The following is a 21,721-nucleotide window of genomic DNA, read 5'->3' as shown; positions in this document are numbered from 1 at the left end:
TTTATATTTTTATTACGTTGGTTCTTTTTTCGTTTTCTATGGTTGGTTTGCTGATTTGCAGGGTAATATCAATTTCAGCTGATAGCTCTTGAATTGTTGGTTTTGAGAAAAAGTCTAGTAAACTTATTTCAACATTATAATGCTTGTGAATTCGTTTTATAAGCGTCATTGCTTTTAAGGAATCACCGCCTAATTCAAAGAAATTTTCTGTTATACTGATATGATCGTACCCGAAAAAGTCTTCCCAAATTTTAGCTAAACTTGTTTCCGTTTCCGTTTGAGGAGCTACATAGTTCGCTTTCTTTGCTGCTGTTTTTACGTTACGTTCAATGGTTTCTTCAATTGCCTTCGATTTGAACTGTGCTTCAAGAATTGCGTTTGGATTTTTCATTGACACTACACATTGACGAAGCGATTTGTAATGTACTGTTTGTTCAAATACATCTACAATTTGGTACGTTTCCATAGCTCCTTTTCCAAGTCCGTCCAAATTCACAGCAATCCAGTTTGTACGATCTTGTACAAATGCATCCATAAAACGATTGGCAGTTGCATACGCTCCATAGGATAATCCTCCTAATATTGATGCCAAACTAGACGCTAACCAAACAAAATCTAATGGCTTATTTTCAAATACATTAGCTATATTTTGTGTGGCTTGTATTTTTGGATTAAACTGAGCTTGGATACTTTCATCATCAATATTTTCAATGAATTTGAATGTTTGATTGTCAATATTTCCTGCTGCATGAATGATTCCAGAAATCGCACCAACATTTGTTTCTATTTTTGCAATGGTTTCCGCAAGCGCTTCTTCATTGGTTAAATCAACAGCATAGTAGTGTACTTGTTTTCCTTCTTTTGTTAGCTCTTGGAGTATTCTTACTTTTTTCGCTACTGCAGAGTCATCATTTAGTTCATACGAATCCCATTGTGCCTTTTCTGGCAATTCTTGTCTTCCTGTTAACACTACTTTCGCATCAAACTTTTGCGTTAAATGTGCTGCTAGAGTTCTTCCTAAAAATCCTAAACCGCCTGTAATGAGATAAACATTTTCTGCCTTAATATTTGTAGTTGGCTTTTCTACAATTGGTAGATTTTCATAAAAATCAACCCATCGCTGACCATTTCGATAAGCTACATTGCTTTGAATTTTATTGTAATTAAGCTCATCACAAATAGATTTTAGAAGTTCTGGGCAAGTTTTATCTATATCAACATCAATTGTTTGTGTAACAATATTTGCATTTTCTTGCGCTAATACACTTCCAATTGTTGAGACCGTTGTAGCAATTATGTTTTGTTGTTCAGTTCCAATAACATTGTTTCCAAAATCTGTGACAATGGTCAATTTTTTTCGAACTTCTGGTTGATAGTTAATCAATGCTTTGCAAACATGCAATAACGGTTTGAATCCGTTGGTAATTGCTTCCTGTGATTTTCCTTTGAAGTTCCAATTATACACTATATGCCCGCAAGTAATATTTTGCGCAGCCAAGGTGTTAAAAAGTTGGGTATATTCTGTTTCTTCGTTAGGAAGAATTCCAAATTGTAATTCGTCAAAATTTTCAAAACGCTTGCCTTTGTATACTTCATACACATGTTGTTTTTCTGTGATGAAATTCTTTTTTAAGACATTTGACAGTGCATTTTTTTCGGTAAATAATAATATTCCATCTTTTGCATCAAATTGGTTTTCTGTAGTAAGAACCGATTTTTTCCAACTTTTATGATAAAACCAATCTTTGTAAGGATATACTGTTTTTTCTGAAAACTTTTTTGAGAATATGTCTGAAAAAGGATCTACAGTAAAATCAAAAGCGTAATAATCAAATTGATATGTTGGTATTGAAACTTTACAACGTGTTTCATGCTCATAATAACGTTCCCAATCAATTTGAATACCATTGCACCATAAATTTCCAAGAGCTTTTGTTAGTTCTAATGTATCAGATTGTGTTTCTTTTATATGACGCATCGTACCAACTGTTTCACTATTTCTAGTTCGTTGGTTTTGCTTACAGAACGAGCGCATGGATTTTCCTGGTCCAACCTCCACAAAAATACTTGTTTCTGGTATTTTGATAGCGTTCAAGCCTTCTGCAAATCGTACTGTTTCACGTAAATGTTGTACCCAATAATTTGTTGCTGTTGCTTCTTCTGTTGTAATTTCTTTCCCTGTTAAATTAGAGATGAATGAAATTGTAGGAACTTGCAATGATATTGCTTTTAATTCTGCTTCAAATTCTTCCAACATATCGTCCATCATGTATGAATGAAACGCATGTGATGTTTTGAGTTCAGAGAAAGGAATTTCTCTGTCTTCTAAAATTTCCTTGAAAATGTTAATGTGGTCGTTGTCTCCTGAAACGATGCAAGTATTGCTAGTATTTACCGCAGCTACGTCAATTCCTCGAGTAAGTAAGGATTGGATTTCTTCTACAGAAACACCTATTGCCAACATTGTTCCTTCTTCCAATTGGCTCATCAACAATGCTCTTTTTACTAAGATTTTCAATCCATCTTCAAAAGAAAATACACCTGCAATACAGGCTGCAACATATTCACCTAAACTGTGCCCAATCATTTGCGAAGGTTGCACTCCTAAATGCATTAGATATTTTGCCAAGGCGTATTCTACCAAGAAAAGAATAGGTTGTGTATATTTTGTATTATTGATTAACTCACGATCAGCTCCTTCTTTGTAACCAATTATTTCACGATAATTTTCTCCTGTTAATTGTTGTAAAGTATCTAATCCGTAATCTATTATTTCTTTGATAAAAGGCTCTTTTTCATACACATCTTTGAGCATTCCATAATATTGATTTCCTTGACCAGGAAACATAAATACTGTTGAGGCATCTTCTTTTGCAACTTTAATTTCTTGTAATGCTTCTACCAATGTGCTATCGGTAGTGTTTGCGATTAAGAAAGTTCTGTTTGCAAATCCTTTACGCCCAACCGATTGAGTGTATGCAACATCTGCTATATTTTCCTCTGTTTTTTGTATAAATTCAGTGAGTTCTCTTTGATAATTTTCCAAAGCAGACTCACTTTTGGCAGCAATTGGAAATATTTGAAACTCTTTTTTTGAAATAGCTGTTTTTTCTGGTAAAAATTCTTCAATTACAGCATGTGCATTGGTTCCTCCAATTCCGAAACTGCTTACGCCTGCACGTAATGGTTCTTCGTTGATTCGTTCCCAATTGGTCAATTCAGTATTCACACTAAAAGGTCCTGCACTAAAATCGATTAATGGATTGGGTGAAGTATAGTTTAATGATGCAGGAATTTTTTTGTTCTTTAATGCTAATGAAGCTTTTATTAAACCTGCAACACCAGCAGCAACATCCAAATGTCCCATGTTTGATTTTAAAGAGCCTATCGCACAAGTATGATTTGTATCGTTATTGAAGGCTTTATTTAATGCAGAAATTTCAATTGGATCTCCTAAACGTGTAGCTGTTCCATGTGTTTCAATGTATGAAATTGACTCGTACGGTACACCTCCAAAATTTTGTGCTAGTTTGATACAGTTTGCTTGTCCATCAACACTTGGCGCAGTATATCCTGCTTTTTCTTTTCCATCATTATTGGTAGCCGTTCCACGAATAATTGCATAGATATGATCTTTGTCTCTGATAGCATCTTCCATGCGCTTAAGCACCACAACTCCTCCTCCATTTCCTTTGATACACCCTGAGGCTTCTGCATCGAAAGCACGGCAATGACCATCTTTTGCAACAATCATTCCTTCTTGATATAAATATCCTGTACTTGGTTGCGTCATTAAACTAACACCTCCTGCCAAAGCAACGGAACACTCTCTTAATAATAAACTTCTACATGCAATGTGTGTAGAAACCAACGAACTAGAACACGCAGTCGCCGTATGATAACTCGGTCCTTTTAGGTTTAAGCTGTAAGAAATTAACGAACTGATAAAATCTTTGTTTCTCAATTGTGATAAGAAGAAAGGATTTACATTTTCAGAATTGACCGTCGCTGTATGTGCCAACCAATTGGTATGTTCTGAAGCTGAAAGAAATGCACCAACTTTACCTGTGAAAGTATCCGGATTATATCCTGCATCTTCTAAAGCTGTCCAAACCAATTCGTGCATCATTCGAATTTGTGGATCCATAGCATTTGCTTCATCTTTGGTATATCCAAAAAATGAGTAATCAAAGCTTTCCGCTTTTTCTACTATAGATTCAACAGGTACAAAATCTGGATTGTTTAATGTAGAAGCATCCACTCCTCTTTGTAAGAGCTCTTCTTCATTGAAACGTTTTAATAATTCTTTCCCTTCTGCCAGATTATTCCAGAATTCACGAACATTTTTTGAGTCGTGAAATCTTCCTGCAAATCCAACAATGGCAATATCTTTTTTTCTAATTTCTTTTTTCATGAGTGTTCATACGGTTTAATACAATTCCTGTCGTATGTATTTCAATACGACAAGAATTGTAATAGTTTTGTTTTGTGCTAGTTTGTAGGTTTTATAGTAGATCTATTAATTCATCAACAGCTTCAGCAATATTTTCTTCTTCTTTAGAAATGACTTGCGCTGTTTCTTTTTGTGTATCCAAACTGTTCACAAAACTTTTAATGTTTGGATATTGAAACATAGATACTGGCTTAACAGATAGTTGATATTTTGTGTTGAACGCTTCTAAGATTCGCAATAGTTTCATAGAGTTGATTCCTAAATCAAAGAAATTGTCTTGAATTCCTACAGTACTTTGTTCTTTGTTTAATTCTCCTGCAATCAATGTCGCAAGTGTTTCTTGCATTTCATTGGTTGGCGCTTCGTACGCAGTTGTTACTTGCAAACTATTTTCCATTGGATCTGGCAATGCTCGCTTGTCAATTTTACCATTTACTGTTAGCGGCATTTTTTCTAATTGAACAAATGCTTCAGGTAACATATAGGTTGGTAAATTTGCCGCCAGATGCGCACGAATGTCTGCAATGTTTTCCTGCGTACTAGAAACTACATATGCAACTAGTTGCTTTTCTTCTTTTGTATCAACACATACAGTAACTACAGCTTCTTGAATACTATCCTTTTCCAATAGTTGGCTCTCAATTGCGCCCAATTCGATACGATTTCCTCGAATTTTAACTTGGTTGTCTTTTCTGCCAACGTATTGTAAACGGCCATCAGGCAATTGTTTTACCAAATCACCTGTTTTGTATACAATTCCATCTTCTTGGAAAGGATGTGTTACGAATTTTTCTAACGTAAGTAAGGTTTGATTGTTATATCCTTCAGATACTCCTTTTCCACTAATACACAGTTCTCCCAATACGCCTTGAGGTTGTAATATATTGGCCTCATTCAACACATAAGTTTGTGTATTCCAAATAGATTGTCCAATGGTAATATCGTTTTTGTTAGTTACTTCTTCTACGCAACATCCTACAGTCGTTTCTGTTGGACCATATTCATTGATAATTCGCATGTTCGGATTTAACTTTTGTAACGTTTCCACGTGTTGACCAAGCAACGCATCTCCACCCACAATAGCCAATTGTACATTGGTTTTTTCAATTGATAAACTGTCTAACAAGCTAATGTGTGCTGGTGTAAGTTTGATACATGCTATATTTTGTTCCATGTACGCTTTTAGTGTTTCTGATACTTCCATAGATGCTTCAAAAACAGTAAGTGTGCCTCCTTGTAGCAATGGTACATATATGCTAGTTACCGTTAAATCAAATGATAAAGATGTAAATAATCCAAAATCAGGTTGATATGTTACGTTTTCAGTATAATATGATTTTGACCAATTGAGATAGTTTGCTAGAGATGCATGCGTTATTTTTACTCCTTTTGGATTTCCTGTTGATCCTGAAGTATAAATCATGTATACCAATTTTTCTGGTTTTGCTAACGATTCAAATGTATCTGCATAGGCATCCTTGGCTGCTACAAAATCTGCAATTATATGTTCTGTTACACAGAGTTCATATGCGCTATCTTCTTGAATGAATTTTTTACGTTTTTCTGGATAATTTGTATCTACAGGAACATACGCAGCACCTGTTTTCATGATTCCAAGCATACAAACAATTGTCCAATCACTTCGTTCCAATTCAAACCCTACTAGAGCATTTTCTGTAATCTGATATTGTTGAGTGATGTAATGTGCAAATTTGCTTGAAAGTTGATCCAATTCTCTGTAAGTAAGTTCATTTCCTTTGAAACGAAGTGCTATATTTTCTGGTGTTTTTTCAACTTGTGCAGAAAACATATCTACGAATGTGGTATCACTTACATTTGCAACAATTTCTCCAAAACCATTTTCTAATAGTTGAACTTTTTCAGTATCACTGATAAATTCAATTTCGTTGATTTTTGCATCTGTTGTTGCGATTGCTTTATGTACAAATGTTTTAAAATGCTTGATAAATTGCGCTATTAACTCTTGCTCATAAACATCGGTATTGTATGTAACATGAACTTCAATTGTATCTGTACGCTCTTCTAACGTAAGTGATAAATCAAACTTGGCACGCGTATCTCCTAGTGTTACTATATCATCACTGTTTTCAATAAAGTTTTTGTTTCCTTGAGTAACATCTCCAATATTTTGAACAATCAACATGATGTCAAATATGGCACTTCTAGACGTGTCAATAGTTGTTTCTAAGTCTTCTACCAAACGATCGAACGGATACATTTGATTGTCTAAATCAGTAATTGTATCTGTTTTGATTCGATTGTAAAATGTTAAGAAATCTTCTTCAGCATGAACTTCATTTCGCAATGCTAATGTGTTTACATAAAACCCTATCTGATTTTGCAAATCTGCATGATTTCTTCCTGCTACTGGTGTTCCAATTGTTATATCTTTTTCGCCAGTATATCGATGAATCATTGCATTAAATCCAGCAAGAGCAAACGTAAATAAACTTCCTCCATTAGTCGCAATAAAATCACGAATGGCTTCTGTAGTTTGTGTATTGATCGCTGTTTTTAAAATCTTTCCATTATACGTTTTGATTTGCGGACGCTGTTTTTGAGTTGGCAAATTGATTGCAGGAATTGTTCCCTGTAACTTGTGCGTCCAATATTTTTTCTCTTTTGAAAATGTATCAGTAGCAATCTGATTTAAATGCCATGCTGCATAATCTTTGTATTGAATTGGTAATGCTTTTTCTTCTATTTCTTTTCCATTCAATAGAGTTGTATAATACGTTTGAACATTTTTCATTAATACTTCCATTGACCAACCATCACTAATAATGTGATGCATATTGCAATAGAATACGTATTGTGAATCAGCTACTTTCAACAAGCTAGCTCGCATTAATGGTCCATTTTCAAGATCAAATGGTTCAAATGCATCTTGTGCCATGTATGCTTTTATAGCTTCCGACTGCTCTTTTTTTGATGAAAAATCTATTTCATTGATTTCAAAGTTGAGCGCCTCAACAGGTAATATCCATTGTTTTACTTCTCCATTAGCGTCTTTTTTGAAAACTGTTCGTAAAATTTCGTGTCGTTCAATCGCAGTAAAAATAGCTTGCTTGAACGCTGCTTTGTTTTCTATGTCTAATTCTATTGAAAATGGAATATTGTATGCAACAGAAGCCCCATCAAAACGGCTCAGCACCCATAATCTACGTTGTGCATCTGAAATTTCATAGCTTTCGGCTGCTGCTATTTTTGGAATATTTGTAAAAGTTTCGCTTTGACCATTTTCAATTAGTTTTGCATGAGCTTCAACAGTAGTGTTTTCAAATAATTGCTTTAAACTGATACGTACCTGAAATTCACGCTCATATGTACTGATAAGTGCCGTTGCTTTTAAGCTTTGTCCTCCAAGTAAAAAGAAATCGTCATCTGCACTTACTTTGTCTACTTTTAAACTTTCTGCCCAAATCTCAGCAATCCTCTTTTCTACTTCCGTACGAGGTGCTATAAATTCTTTTTCATCGGTTACTTTGTCAGTTCCTAATTGTAATAGTAGTTTTTTATCAATTTTACCATTTACTGTTAATGGAATTGCCCCAACTTGTATGAAGTGGTTTGGCACCATATATTCTGGCAAACTTTGGAGTAAGTAGTGACGTAATTCGGATACTTTTTGTGGTTGGGTAGCGACGATGTAAGCTGCCAATAGTTTTTCATCTTCAGATTCGTTTACGAGTAATACAACTTCTTCAATATCTTCTTTGGCTTCAAGCTTAGCACTAATTTCACCTAATTCTATACGATGTCCTCTAATTTTTACTTGATCGTCCTTACGACCTTGAAATTCTATAGTTCCGTTAGGCAATACCATTCCTAGATCGCCCGTTTTGTAGAGTTTTTCACCTGTTCTAAATGGATTGTCAATGAATTTTTCTGCAGTAAGTTCTTCTCTATTCAAGTAACCATCTGCCAATCCTAAACCTCCAATACATATTTCTCCTGTAATCCCTGGAGCAACTAGGTTGTTGTTTTCATCCAATACATACATTTGTGCATTTGGAATTGGAAAACCAATAGGAATGGTTTCGTCTGAAATAGTATCAATCGTCATTTTGTATGCCGAACTACATACGCTAGTTTCTGTAGGTCCGTACGCATTGAAAAACATTCCTCCATTAGCCAAAAACTTTTTTACTTGCTCAAATACTGGTGGTTCTCCGGCTGTAATTAGCACTTTGACACTTTTTAGTTTGTCAGTATCCATGAACTTGAAGTACGATGGTGGTAATGTAGCTGTTTCTATAGCATTCTCTTCAATGTATTCTGCAAGAAATTCAGGTGTTTTGCGTTCTTTTTCATCGGCAATGTATAGACTAGAACCCGCTAATAACGCATTGAATATTTCGAATGCAGAAGCATCAAATGAAAACGAAGCAAATTGTAAACTACGTGTACATTCATCCAAATGCATTGCATGAATACTTGCCAATGCTGTGTTTACAATTCCTTTGTGAGGAACTAATACACCTTTGGGTTTTCCAGTAGATCCTGATGTGTAAATGATATACGCAGTATCCGTTGATTGTACATCTACTCCTAACGCTTCCTTACTGAAAGAATCTGCTTCAAATTCTACATCTATTGCCAACATGGTTTCTTCGTAGAAATCCAAGTCAAACATATAGTTTGTACTACTTATAAGTAAAGAGATTCCTGCATCATCAATCATGTACTCTTTGCGATCGTTTGGATATGCAGGGTCAATTGGCACGTATGCTGCTCCTGCTTTTAAAATCGCCAAGATAGATACAAGAAACATTTCACTTCTATCTAAATGAATTCCGACAAAATCACCTTTATTGACTCCATATTCTTCTACTAAACATCTTGCTAATTGATTGGATAAAGCATCCAATTCCTTGTACGTAAGTTTTGTTTGATTGAAAACAACGGCTATAACTTCAGGATTTTCTTCAACTTGTTTATTAAATTCACTTAGTAAAGTTGCCTTACGATCATAGTCGAGAGTAATTGCATTAAAATCATAGACGAGTTGTTTTTGTTCTTCTTCATTTAAGTAGTGTAATTCGTCTATAGGTGTATTCGGATTTTCTAACACATTTGTTATTAACTGCTTAAAATGCTTCATAAACATTGTAAGCGTTTCACTAGTATATAAATCTGAATTGTAATTTACCTTAAATAAGATTACATCTTCTATTTGTTGAAAATGGAATTCAATATCATTTTTACTTACTGTTCCTTTCTTTTCTGTAATTTCATCAACACATGTATTTGTGTCTAACCCATGAATGGTTTCGTGCAATGTGAGAGAAACATCAAAAATTGGAGTTCTACTCATATCGTACGGCACGTTTAGATCTTCTACTAAACGATCAAACGGATACGATTGATGTTTGAAACCTTCAAAAACGGTTTCTTTTACTGCTGAATAGAATGACGCAAAGTTTTGAGAAGGATTTACCTGATTACGCAATGCGATACTGTTCACATAATATCCTATTTGGTTTTGTAATTCTGGATGGTCTCTTCCTGCAATTGGTGAACCAATAATAATATCTTTCTTATTGGTGTATTTATGTAAGAGTACATTTAATGTTGAAAGAATCCCGATAAATAAACTTCCTTGTGAATCTTGATTGTACTGATTGAGTTTTTGTACGATTTCAGCAGATAAATATGTTTGTAAGCTATTTCCATTATTCGTCTTGTATCTAGGACGATTTTTTTGACGAGGCAAATCTAATAGTGTTAGTTCTCCTCCTAACTTTTTTGTCCAATATGATTTATCTTTTGCGTCTGCTCCACTTTGTTGTTTGTCTAATTTCCAAGCACTATAATCTTTGTAATGTATTTTTAATGCTGGTAATGCAGGTACTGAATTTGAAGTAAAACTCGTGTAATAATGTACCACATCATTTGCCAATACATTCAATGACCAACCATCACTAATGATGTGATGCATGTTATAGTAAAAAATGTATTTATTTTCGGCAATTTGGAAAATACTAGCGCGAATTAGCGGTCCATTAGCAAAATCAAAAGGTTTGTACGTATCGTTTTCAATGATTGTTTGTGCTACCGCCGTTGGATTTTCTTCATTTTGCAGTGCATAGTGATCTACTTTAAAGTTCAAAGCATCACGATCCAAAACCCATTGTTTGATTTCTCCATTTTCATCTTCTCTAAAAACGGTACGCAATATTTCATGACGGTCAATTACCGCATCAATTGCTTGTGTAAACAATTCAATGTCATAGTCTCCATCTAGTGGCATTTGCAACGGCATGTTGTATGCTACAGATGAAGACTCTAACTGACACATAATCCACATTCTTTTTTGCGCATCAGATAAACGATAACTTTTGGCTTTGTCTAAAACAGGTATTGAATTCAAATCATCCTTAACATCTGTTTGTTTTAGGTACGAAATGATTTCTTCTTTGTTAGATTTGATAAGATTGATTTGCGCCGGAGTCAATTTGTTATTGTAAGATACAACTTCAATATTATCTCCTTTTAAGACTAATTGTACCTGCTCTTTTTTAAGCTGACGAAGTATTTCTTTTATTTTTTCCATGACGTGTAACTGATGTGCAAATTGTGTTTATTAGTATTCTATTGTTTTTTCTCCGAATAATCGTTCTGCATCGATTCCTCTGCTACGACATTCGTCTACCAATCTGTTTGATTCTACAATTGGTTTTGATTCATCTGTATATTTTAATGAACTGATAAAAACTAACCATGGTTCTAATCCCATAGCATATACAAAGACATTTTTAGGACTAAAAATGTCTACTAAAGCTTCTCCTTGTTTGTAATCGCATCCTGCGAGTCTTCTTGATTGATCCATTTCACGAGGTAGTTTTTCAAACATTAATGGACCATACAACCAACTTAATGGAGCTCCATCACATTCCATTCCTAAGAATAATACATCGATGTCTCCTACCAATTGATGAATGCGCTCGTATACTTTTGGCTCAACATTGCACGAATCGGCAGCGAAAAGCACTCTGAACTTGTTATGAAGCTCTACATGGTAACATAATTTTGAACGGATATCAATATCTGAATGTTCTCCAATGAATGGTAATCCTGTAATGGTACAACGATCTAAAGTGATAGTTTCCATATCGTCTAATTCAATCACATTGTCAAATCCAATTGCGTTGAACATTAATTTTAACGACGGATCTTGTACATCACCTTTTCCTGATGATGGTACTACAATTTGTTTGATGCTATGACGAAGCTGCAATAAGGTTTCAAGTAATACGTGATCTTGATGATTGTGCGTGATTAATACATAATCGATTTCTTCTGGTAAATCATTAATTGTGTAGCGATTTACATCTGTTTCGTATCCATCATAACTAATTACAGGATCCACCAAAATAGAAGTTTCACTCGTTTCTACTAATACACAAGCATGACCAAAGTAACGTGTTCTAATTCCGCTTCCTGTATATCGTTCGTATTTCTTTGGAGCTTCTGTCGTAAAAAAGGATTTGAATAATTCTTCTTGCTCTGGCTTTACGTTCAGCTTTTTCATGATGTCTGTATAGCTTCCTGGCGTTCTTTTCATTCTGAACAATTCATCAATCAATGCATCCTTAAATCGTATATCAAGATGAATTAAATTTTCATCATCCAAACGTGGCGTACTCAATACGAATGAACGTGCATCATCAGCATCAACTAATTGTAATGATACTGATTGTGTAGATTCGTCATAAAACTCGCTATTGTATAGTAAAGATTCGAAAAAGCGGAAATTTGGTCGGTTGTTCAAATCATAATATAATTCAACCATTCCTTGTAATGATTCTGGAACTTCTTTATACAATGGATCCAACGAATATCCGATTGCATTTTTTTGCAACATTGTATTTAATTCGTGGATAGACTCGTATAATTCGAGCATTTTTTTACGCTTTACTATCGTATCTTCATATAAATCTTTAATTTCATCTACTCTTCCACCTTCATAATCAATAAAAGGACCTCCTAACATTTCTGGCCTTTTTACGGCTGCTGCATGCGTTTTTGGGCTTTTAATATACGACTGCATGATTTTTAAGTGTCTTTCTTTGATATTCATCGCTGCAGTTGCAGGAGAAACCAAGTGCGACCATGCATACCATCTGTCAATAAGTGCTTCTAATGCTACATTTAGTTTTAAGTAATAATTTTGCTGTTCCATAAGATTTCTTCTTTATATGAATTAGTTGATCTATCGGATACAAAATCCGATAGATAGGTTTTAAAAAATAATTAGTGAATAAGGTGTATATAAACTGTATTTGTTAGGGATAAATACAGTGTTGATCATTTTTTAGATAGTGACCCTGTCAGAAACCAATTCTTCTTGAATTGCTTGATGTTGCCATGATTTGTCCTCTATTTCCTGAGCTAGCTTTTCAATGGTTGGTTCTAGGAATAAATCTGTTAACTCAATTTGAACCTGAAGTCTTTTTTGTATTTCAGATACAATTTTGATTGCCAATAAACTATGTCCTCCAAGATCAAAGAAATTATCATATATTCCAATAGCTTCACGTTTGAAAATAGTTTCCCAAATTTCAACAAGTGTGTTTTCTAATTCGTTTCTCGGTGCTTGGTACGCTGTTTCTGAAACTACTTGTTCTGGTTGTATTTTTTGTAATTCTTTACGATCTATTTTTCCATTAGCATTTAATGGTAATTGTTCTAGTTGCACATAATGTGAAGGAATCATATAATGTGGCAAAACCGATTTTAAGAAGTCTCTTAATGTACTTGCTTCCAATGATTCACTAGCAACCACATAAGCAACCAATTGTTTTTGAGTTTCAGTAACGTTTAATAAAACTGCTGCATTGTCTACAGAAGGTTCTTTGAGTATTGCACTTTCAATTTCTCCCAACTCTATACGATATCCATTCCACTTGATTTGATCATCCTTTCTTCCTAACAATTCAATATTGCCTCCTTCTATCCAACGGGCAACATCTCCAGTTTTATATAGATATTCATCTTTTTTATATGGATGTGGAATGAATTTTTCTTCCGTAAGTTCTTTATTGTTTAAGTATCCTTGCGCTACGCCATGTCCGCTTATACAAAGCTCTCCAGTAGTCCATTTGGGTTGCAATTGTAATTGATCTGACAAAATGTATATTTCTTCATTAGCCAATGGCTCTCCTACGTGAAGTGAATCAGCCTCATGGATAGAAGCGACCGTACTCCATATTGTCGTTTCTGTTGGTCCATATACATTGAGTACTTTAATGTCCTTGTATTTTTTTCTATTTTCAAATACATTTTTTGAAAAAGGCTCTCCTCCAATTAAAATTGTTTTCAATGCTGGAAAAGTTTTCGCATCTATTTGATCTGCAATTAGACTAAACCGAGAAGGTGTTAATTGCAACACTTCTACTTTTTCAGCATGTAATTTTTCTAAAAATAATTTTGTCGACATTAATTTGTCATAAGAAAACAGCACTAAGGTTCTTCCTGTACACAGTGTTCCAAAGATTTCTAAAACAGAGATGTCAAATACTACATTGGTAGTTGCAGCTACCGTTTTGCTACCAGAAAACCCTAATGCAGTTTCGGTATTTGCTAAGAATGAAGTTACATTTTGGTGCGATAACATTACTCCTTTTGGCTTCCCTGTAGAACCTGAAGTGTATATTACATAACAAGTATCACTTGGCAAAACAACTGATTTTAAAGTAATTGAATCATCTGTATAGCTTCCAAACTGCGCTATTGTATTCGCATCAATTGTCAGTTTACAGTTACTATTTGATAAAATATATTGTTTACGTTCTTCCGGAAAATTTGGATCAACGGGAACATAAGCTGCTCCCGTTTTAAGAATAGCTAATAATGATATTGGTAACCATTCATTTCTTTCCAATTGGATGGCAATACGATCGCCAGTTTGTATCTCAAATTCTTTCAATAGAAAAGTTGCCATACGATCAGATAATTCATCCAATTCCTGATATGTCAAGTTTACATTTCCAGCAACAACTGCAATTTCACGAGATTCATTTTTAACCATATTTTGAAAGAGTGAAACCAACGTTTGTGTTTGGTCGTAAACCAGCTCAGTATTGTTGAATCCTTTCGTCAATTCTAAAGTTTCTTGAGTAGATAGGTAATCAATTGCATAGAGTGGTTGGGTATCATTTGCTATTCCGTTCTGAATAAATTGATCCAAATGTTGAATTAAATTTCGTATAAATTCTTCCGTATAGATGTCTGTATTATAGTTTAAAGCCAATTGCAATTCATTATTTGTCTCAATAAATGAAAATGTAATGTCAAATTGACTGAATTGTGTTTGTTTTTGATAAGGTTTTAGCCGAATATTACCTGCCATTTCAGGAATATTACTAAGTACCGTTTTTTGATTTTGTAGAATGACCATTACATCAAACAAAGCCGAACGCGACAATTCCATTTGTAAATCCAACTGATCTACCAATTCATCAAAAGGATAGGATTGATGTTTGTACGCATCTACTAAAGTAGATTTTTGTTCGTTGACCAAAGCATTAAACCCTTTAGTTGCATTAAATGTAGTTCGAATTGGTAATGTATTGATAAATAAACCTATTTGGTTTTCAACGTCTGGATGTTCCCTTCCTGCAACAGTTGTTCCTAATACAATGTCTGTAGCGTTTGTATAGCGATAAAAAACACCGTTAATTCCTGCCATTAATGTCATGAACAAACTAACTCCTTTTTCGGAACAATAGTTTTGTACCGAAGTTTTGAATTTGGAAGAGAATGTGTAATTTACTGTTGCTCCATGGTACGTTTTGATTGCTGGACGTTTTTTTACTGTTGGCAACTCCAATGTTGGTTGTGATGCTGAAAAACGGTTCAACCAATAGTTTTTTGATTGCAATAATTGCTGCTGTTGTGCTTCTTCTGTTAACCAAACAGCATAATCTTTGTACTGTATTGCTGAACTTTTTGAAGAAACAGTTTCTCCCTTTTTTAGTGCATTGTATGTTTCTACCAACTCTTTTGAAATCAATTCTAATGACCAACCATCGCCAATAATGTGATGCAAATTGAATAGAACTAGGAAATTTATATCAGTAGTTCTTACTACTTGCAACTTAAACAATGGTGCTTGCGATAAGTTGAAATTGTGTTGATAATGTGCTTGAAGAATTTCTTCTTTTCGATCTGGACACTTACGAATATCATGAATTTCCACTACCGTATGAACCGCTTCCTCATCTGTTATATTTTGACGTAATTCGCCAGTGGTAGTTTGGGTAAAGTAAGTACGTAAGCTTTCATGTTTTTTTACAAGCAATTCAAATGCTTTTGAAAACATTGGTACGTCAAGATCTCCTACTAGTTCCAACTCATTTGTGATATTATAAGCTTGATTTCCTCCATCAAAATTGCTCATAATCCACAAACGTTGTTGTGCAGGTGTAACCGGATAATTTTCCTGAAGTGCTGCTTTTGGAATACTTGTATTAGAAGCTACTAATTTGAGTAAGTATTCCTTATTTTCCTTAATTTCTTGAAGTAGGTCATCAGTCAATGCACCTTTTGGCGCATTGACTTTTAACTGACCATTCACAAAATTTAGTTTAACACCACGAAAATTTAATTTATGTAAAAGTGATTTTTTCAAGGTCTTTGGTTTTTAAAGAATTTTTTATTGTTCTTTAGATTTAGAGAATAAATTCGTCTTGATCTACATCTTGGTTGATGATGTCCATATGCTTTTGTTGAATTGAAAATTCAATCAATTCTGCTAAAGCGCGAATGGTTAACGTGTCATACAAATACTCAATCGTTAGGAACGTTTCAAAGAATTTATTTACTTTATTGATTAAGATTACTGCTTGCAAACTGTTTCCGCCTAATTCAAAGAAGTTATCTTCTACGCCAATAACAGCTTCTTTTAGTTGTAAAGTTTCTGCCCATAGCGATACCAATTTTTCTTCGACTTCCGTCGATGGAGCTACATAAGCTGTTGCTTTTACATCCGAGAAACGTAACGATGGAAGTGATTTTCGATCAATTTTTCCTGTCCGCGTTAGAGGAAATTCTTCTACCGCAATGAACACAGAAGGCAACATGTATGCTGGTAATGATTCTTTTAACGCTTTATTAATTTCCTCATTTGTGATATCAAACTCCTTTTGGATATATGCTGTAATGTGCATATTTGCATGCAATTCCTTCAACATTACAATGGCTTTTGAAATTGCAGGAACTTTTTCTAATTGATATTCAATTTCAGACAACTCGATACGAACTCCATTAAGTTTTACTTGTGTATCTTTTCGTTGTAAGAATTCAATTTCTCCGCTTGGTAATAATCTTCCAATATCTCCTGAGCGATACATACGATTTCCTTCTTCATCTGTAATGAATACTTTTTGTGTAAGTTCTTCTCTGTTTAAATATCCTAGTGATAAATAGTTGCTCTTGAAAGTGATTTCTCCTATTCCGTATACTCCTAGTTTCTGATTATTTTCATCTAAAAGAAATACTTCTGTTTCTGTTACGGATGTTCCTAATGGAACATTTTTAGTTGTAATATTAGAATTATGAGAGATAAATTTTTGAGAAACAATGGTTGCTTCAGTCGGACCATAATCATTCACTAAAAATGCATCTTTTGGGAAATGGTTTTTGAATAATTCAATATCTGAAGAATAACATGCTTCTCCTCCCAAGTCTACCAAACGAACCGTAGAAAGTATTGTTTCTCCAAGACTTCTCATGAAATATCTGTACACAGTTGGCACCATATGAATAATGGTTACATTTTGTGTTTTTAACCATTCTGCCAACGATTCTAATCCTTCGGTGGCAACTGCAAACATGCTAACAGTAGCTCCATTTAAAATTGCTCCGTATATATCTTTTACAGAAGCATCAAATGTATAGGTAGAGAATACACTTAAGTTATCTTCTTTAGAAATATGAACATTGTTCGTGTACACACGAATGTAATGCAACACATTTTTATGATTTTGAATAACTCCTTTTGGCTTTCCTGTAGATCCAGAAGTATATAATATATATGCTTCATTTAACGGGTCAATGTTAATCTGTAAGTTTGAGGTATCAACCTGTGTGTTAATAGTTTCACTATTGATTACACATAAATTTGACATTTGCTGTTGAATCTCTAGAGCTTTGGCATACGTTTCATTATTACATACCAACACATTACAACGAGCATCATTTAATATGAATTGAATTCTACTATTTGGATTATTTACATCAATAGGAACATATGCATTGCCTGATTTTAAGGTTGCTAACATTCCTGTCACACAACTTTCATCATGCGTAAGCAATAAACCAACTGCATTTGCCGTATTTTTTTCTAAAATAGCTCTCGCCAAGACATTTGCATGATTATTTAACTCTTGATATGTTGTATCTTTTCCTTTAGCATGAACCGCAATTTTAGCTGGATATTTATCAACTTGAGCTTCAAAACGTGCTACAATTGTTTTGGTAACATCTTCACTTGCAAATACTTCAAAATCATTGGTTGGTTTTTCTTCTTTTACAGAAACTGTAAACGTTTCAAATAGAGAAAGCTGACTGATTTGAATAGCTGTATTTTTAACTGCTTGAGCTATAATACTCGTTAGAGCTTCCATCCAACTTGCAATAGTTGTTTGTGTAAAAAGTTGTTCATTATATACACAATTCATAACAAAACCATTCGCATAACTTTTTAAATAACATTCAAAGTCAAACTTAGGTGGTGTATGTAACATGCCGCTTTTTGGTGTAAAGTCTTCAATAGTTGCTTGATTGTTAGCATCAAAGTCTAACATATTCAAAAACACTGGACTGATTGGAAAACGATCACGTTCTTTAGCAGCTTTAATGTCTTCTAATACATATTCAAATGGATAATTCTGATTGCTTAATGCTTCTGTTAATGTTGTATTTACTTGTAAAAGGAACTCTTCAAAAGTAACATTGGTTTGTAATGTATCTCGTAACATCAATGTGTTTAAGAAACATCCTATCATATCCTTTAATTGGTAATGATTTCTATTGGCTGCAGGTATTCCGATTACCACATCTTCTGTAGCTGTTAAACGATTGATTAATACTTTAAGCGCCGCTGCAAATACAGAAAACGCACTAATCTTATACTGAGAGGTTAGTTTTTTAATGTTTTCTTGCATTGTGGCATCCAAATACACTGTATAAAAAGCAGATTTACTATCAGCCTTCTTCGCTTTTGGTGTAAAATCTGTTGGCAATTGTATATAAGGAATGTCTCCCGCTAGTTTTTCTTCCCAATATTCCTTTTGTGCTTTTAATTCTGGGCTTTCCAATAATTGATTTTGCCAGTTTGCATAATCTTTATAATGTATTGTAATTGGTGTTAAGTTAGGAGCTTTTCCATTTACAATCGCATCATAAATTTCCATGAGCTCCTTCGAAATAATTTCCAATGACCAACCATCTCCAATAATATGGTGCATATTGAAAAACAGATATGTTCCTGTAGCATCTTTTGCTATAGCAATTTCGTACAATGCTCCTTCTTCAAAATCAAAAGCATGATCAAAAACAGCTTCTTTAATTGTTTCAGCATTTGTCACTTCATAAAAAGGAACTACTACTGGTGCAAATGGTTGTATTTGTTGTTTTGGTAATCCATCTACTTCTACAAATGCAGTTCGTAATACTTCATGACGATCAATAAAAATATTGAATGCCTCTTCAAACATAGAATGATCTAAATCATCCTGCATTTTGAACGAGTTATAGATATTAAACTCTTTTGATTTCCCTTGAATTTTTTGCAATAACCAAAAACGTGTTTGTGATGGTGACAAATCATACGCTTCTGCTTGTGGGGCAGCTTCAATTTTAGTAAATGTTTCGTCAAGTAAAGATTGTGATAAACTCTCTACGGTTGGATTGGTATAGAAAATCTTGAATGGAATACGCTTATCCATGTCTTTGTGAACTCTATTAATCATTTGCGAGATCATTAAACTATGTCCTCCCAATTCAAAGAAATGATCTTTGATGCCAATTTCCTGTACACCAAGAATGTCTTCCCAAATTTTCACCAAGGTTTCCTCTGTTTGATTTCTCGGCGCTACATAGTTTTCCTTAACTACTTTAGACGCATCAATTTCTGGTAATGCTTTTCTATCTAACTTCCCGTTTGGCGTTAGAGGAATTTTTGGCAACGCTATAAAATAACTTGGCACCATATAGCCTGGTAATTTTGATGTTAGCGTTGCTCTTAATTCCGCTTTATCAACTTCTTGCGTAGCAGTGTAATAAGCAACCAGTACTTCTTCGTTTAAATGTGTTTTTACGATAGTTACTACTTGCTGAATTGCTTCGGAAGAACGTTGGATTGCCGTTTCTATTTCTTCTAACTCTATTCTAAATCCTCTAAGCTTTACTTGATGATCTTTTCTTCCCAAGAAAGCAATATTTCCATCAGGCATCCATTTCGCCTGATCACCTGTATCATACATACGTTCAGCCGTATTGAACGGATTGATCACGTATTTTTCATCTGTCAATTCTGGTCTTTTCAGGTATCCTTTTGTTACACCTAATCCAGAAAGATATAACCTACCTTCTACTCCAACAGGCACTAATTGGTAGTTTGGATCTAAAATATACGCTTGTGTATTTAATAAAGGTTTTCCAACAGGAATAGTACTGTAATCATTTCCTTTAGATAGTTGATAGTATGTACTATATGTAGTATCTTCTGACGGACCGTACAAGTTGCGGATCTCAGCTGTAGTCGTATCTAAAAGTCTATTGGCAATATCTACTGGAAATGGCTCTCCTGCTAAGTTAATTGCTACTACATTTTGCAAGCTACATTCCTTATCTAACAAGTTACGCATGCTAGAAGGCACTGTATTAATCAAGATATTTTCATCTTTTTCAATGAAGTATGGAATCTCTAATGCATTTTGCAATACACGTATTTTTTTCCCTGTAGCTAACGTGTAGAATATTTCATATACAGAAAGATCAAAACAGTGAGATGTAACCGCATATACAATTTCATGATTGGTATTTGCAAATTCAGCAAAAGCCCAATAAATCATAGCAACCGCATTTCTATGGGTAATCATTACACCTTTTGGATTTCCTGTAGTTCCTGAAGTGTAAATGATATACGCCAATTCATCTGCATCTTTCTCTACACCTATATTTGTATCAGCATATGTTTCTTGTGTATTTTGGAAATATGGTAAGTTTTCATCAATAACCAATCGACAATTACTGTCTTTTTCAATATATTCAATTCGCTCCTGTGGATAGTTCTTATCAATTGGCACATATGCAGCTCCTGTTTTTAATACAGCCAACAAAGAGATTACTAACTTTTCATCTCTTTCTAATTTTACACCGATAAAATCTGCAATATTAATGTTGTATGTTTCAATTAAATAGTGCGCTAATCGATTTGCTTCTTTGTTTACTTCTGCATAAGTAAATGTTCGGTCTCCAACAACAATTGCTGTATTATTAGGTGTTTCTGCTGCTTGTTTTTCAAACAAGTCTACAATTGTTTGATTAAGAGGAAAATCTAAAGCTGTGTCATTAAAACCTTGTACAATTAACTGCTCTTCTTCTTCTGATACAATTGCAATTGCTGCTACTTTAGCAGCAATATTTTTTTCAAGATTAACAATCCATTGTTTTACATTCTGTACAAAATGAGTCGCAATTGCTTCTTTTGTAAAATCTTCTGAAAATGAAACCCAAATTTCTAACCCTTCATTTAGTTTTGCTACGTGAAGCATAAATGGCAAGTTATAAGTCGTTTCACCATAACTAAATCCAAATGCAGTATAGTTTTTGAATTGGTCTTTCAACTTAAAATCAGCTCCAAATTGCGTGTATTTATATGTTTCTTGAATTTCCGTTTTCGTTTCTTGTAAAAGAGTCTTGAAAACTTTATCATTTAAATTTGGTTGTTTGAACAAAAGAGGAGTTTCTTTTTGTCCAAGCTTGGTCGTGAAGATAAAATCAGAAGTTTCAAAATATCGTTGCGTAAGTACACTATACATGGCAAAAAGTATAGTATATTCAGCCATTGGATTTTGAGATGTAATTTTAGCAAAGTATGCTAATTCATCACCAGAAATTTGTACACGACTAGTGGTAGCCGGTACAAATGTTTCTTCTGCAATTGGAGTACTGTTCTTAGTTTTTTGAATCCAGTAATCGGTAGTAAGTTTCTGTTCTATTGTATTCATGGTTTGT

At 34.1% G+C, this 21,721-nt stretch carries 5 protein-coding genes; all 5 read right to left on the bottom strand.

Translation table 11 applies throughout. From position 1 onward, the window contains the following. Position 1: 1 nt before the first annotated feature. The 5 genes from AA088_RS08095 to AA088_RS08075 all read right to left on the bottom strand — a co-directional run bounded on the left by AA088_RS08095 (position 2) and on the right by AA088_RS08075 (position 21,714). Positions 2 to 4,414 carry a type I polyketide synthase gene (locus tag AA088_RS08095; RefSeq protein WP_046744446.1) on the bottom strand — a complete coding sequence of 1,471 codons (4,413 nt, stop codon included), beginning with the start codon at positions 4,412 to 4,414 and terminating at the stop codon, positions 2 to 4. A gap of 91 nt (positions 4,415 to 4,505) precedes the next feature. Beyond that, complete coding sequence (locus AA088_RS08090; RefSeq protein ID WP_046744445.1) at positions 4,506 to 11,030, bottom strand: non-ribosomal peptide synthetase; 6,525 nt, start codon at positions 11,028 to 11,030, stop codon at positions 4,506 to 4,508. Between the two features lie 30 nt (positions 11,031 to 11,060). Continuing rightward, the gene (locus AA088_RS08085; RefSeq protein ID WP_046744444.1) at positions 11,061 to 12,659 is read right to left on the bottom strand and encodes an MBL fold metallo-hydrolase; all 1,599 of its coding nucleotides are present in this window, start codon (positions 12,657 to 12,659) and stop codon (positions 11,061 to 11,063) included. A 132-nt stretch (positions 12,660 to 12,791) separates the two neighbouring features. Further along, positions 12,792 to 16,109: a non-ribosomal peptide synthetase gene (locus AA088_RS08080; protein WP_156168496.1), complete on the bottom strand. Its 3,318-nt coding sequence runs from the start codon at positions 16,107 to 16,109 to the stop codon at positions 12,792 to 12,794. 40 nt (positions 16,110 to 16,149) lie between these two features. After that, the gene (locus tag AA088_RS08075; protein ID WP_046744442.1) at positions 16,150 to 21,714 is read right to left on the bottom strand and encodes a non-ribosomal peptide synthetase; all 5,565 of its coding nucleotides are present in this window, start codon (positions 21,712 to 21,714) and stop codon (positions 16,150 to 16,152) included. Positions 21,715 to 21,721: the final 7 nt, after the last annotated feature.

Origin of the sequence: Kordia zhangzhouensis (assembly GCF_001005305.1) — a bacterium.
Classification (GTDB): Bacteria; Bacteroidota; Bacteroidia; order Flavobacteriales; family Flavobacteriaceae; genus Kordia; species Kordia zhangzhouensis.
This window is presented reverse-complemented; position numbering and strand designations above follow the sequence as displayed.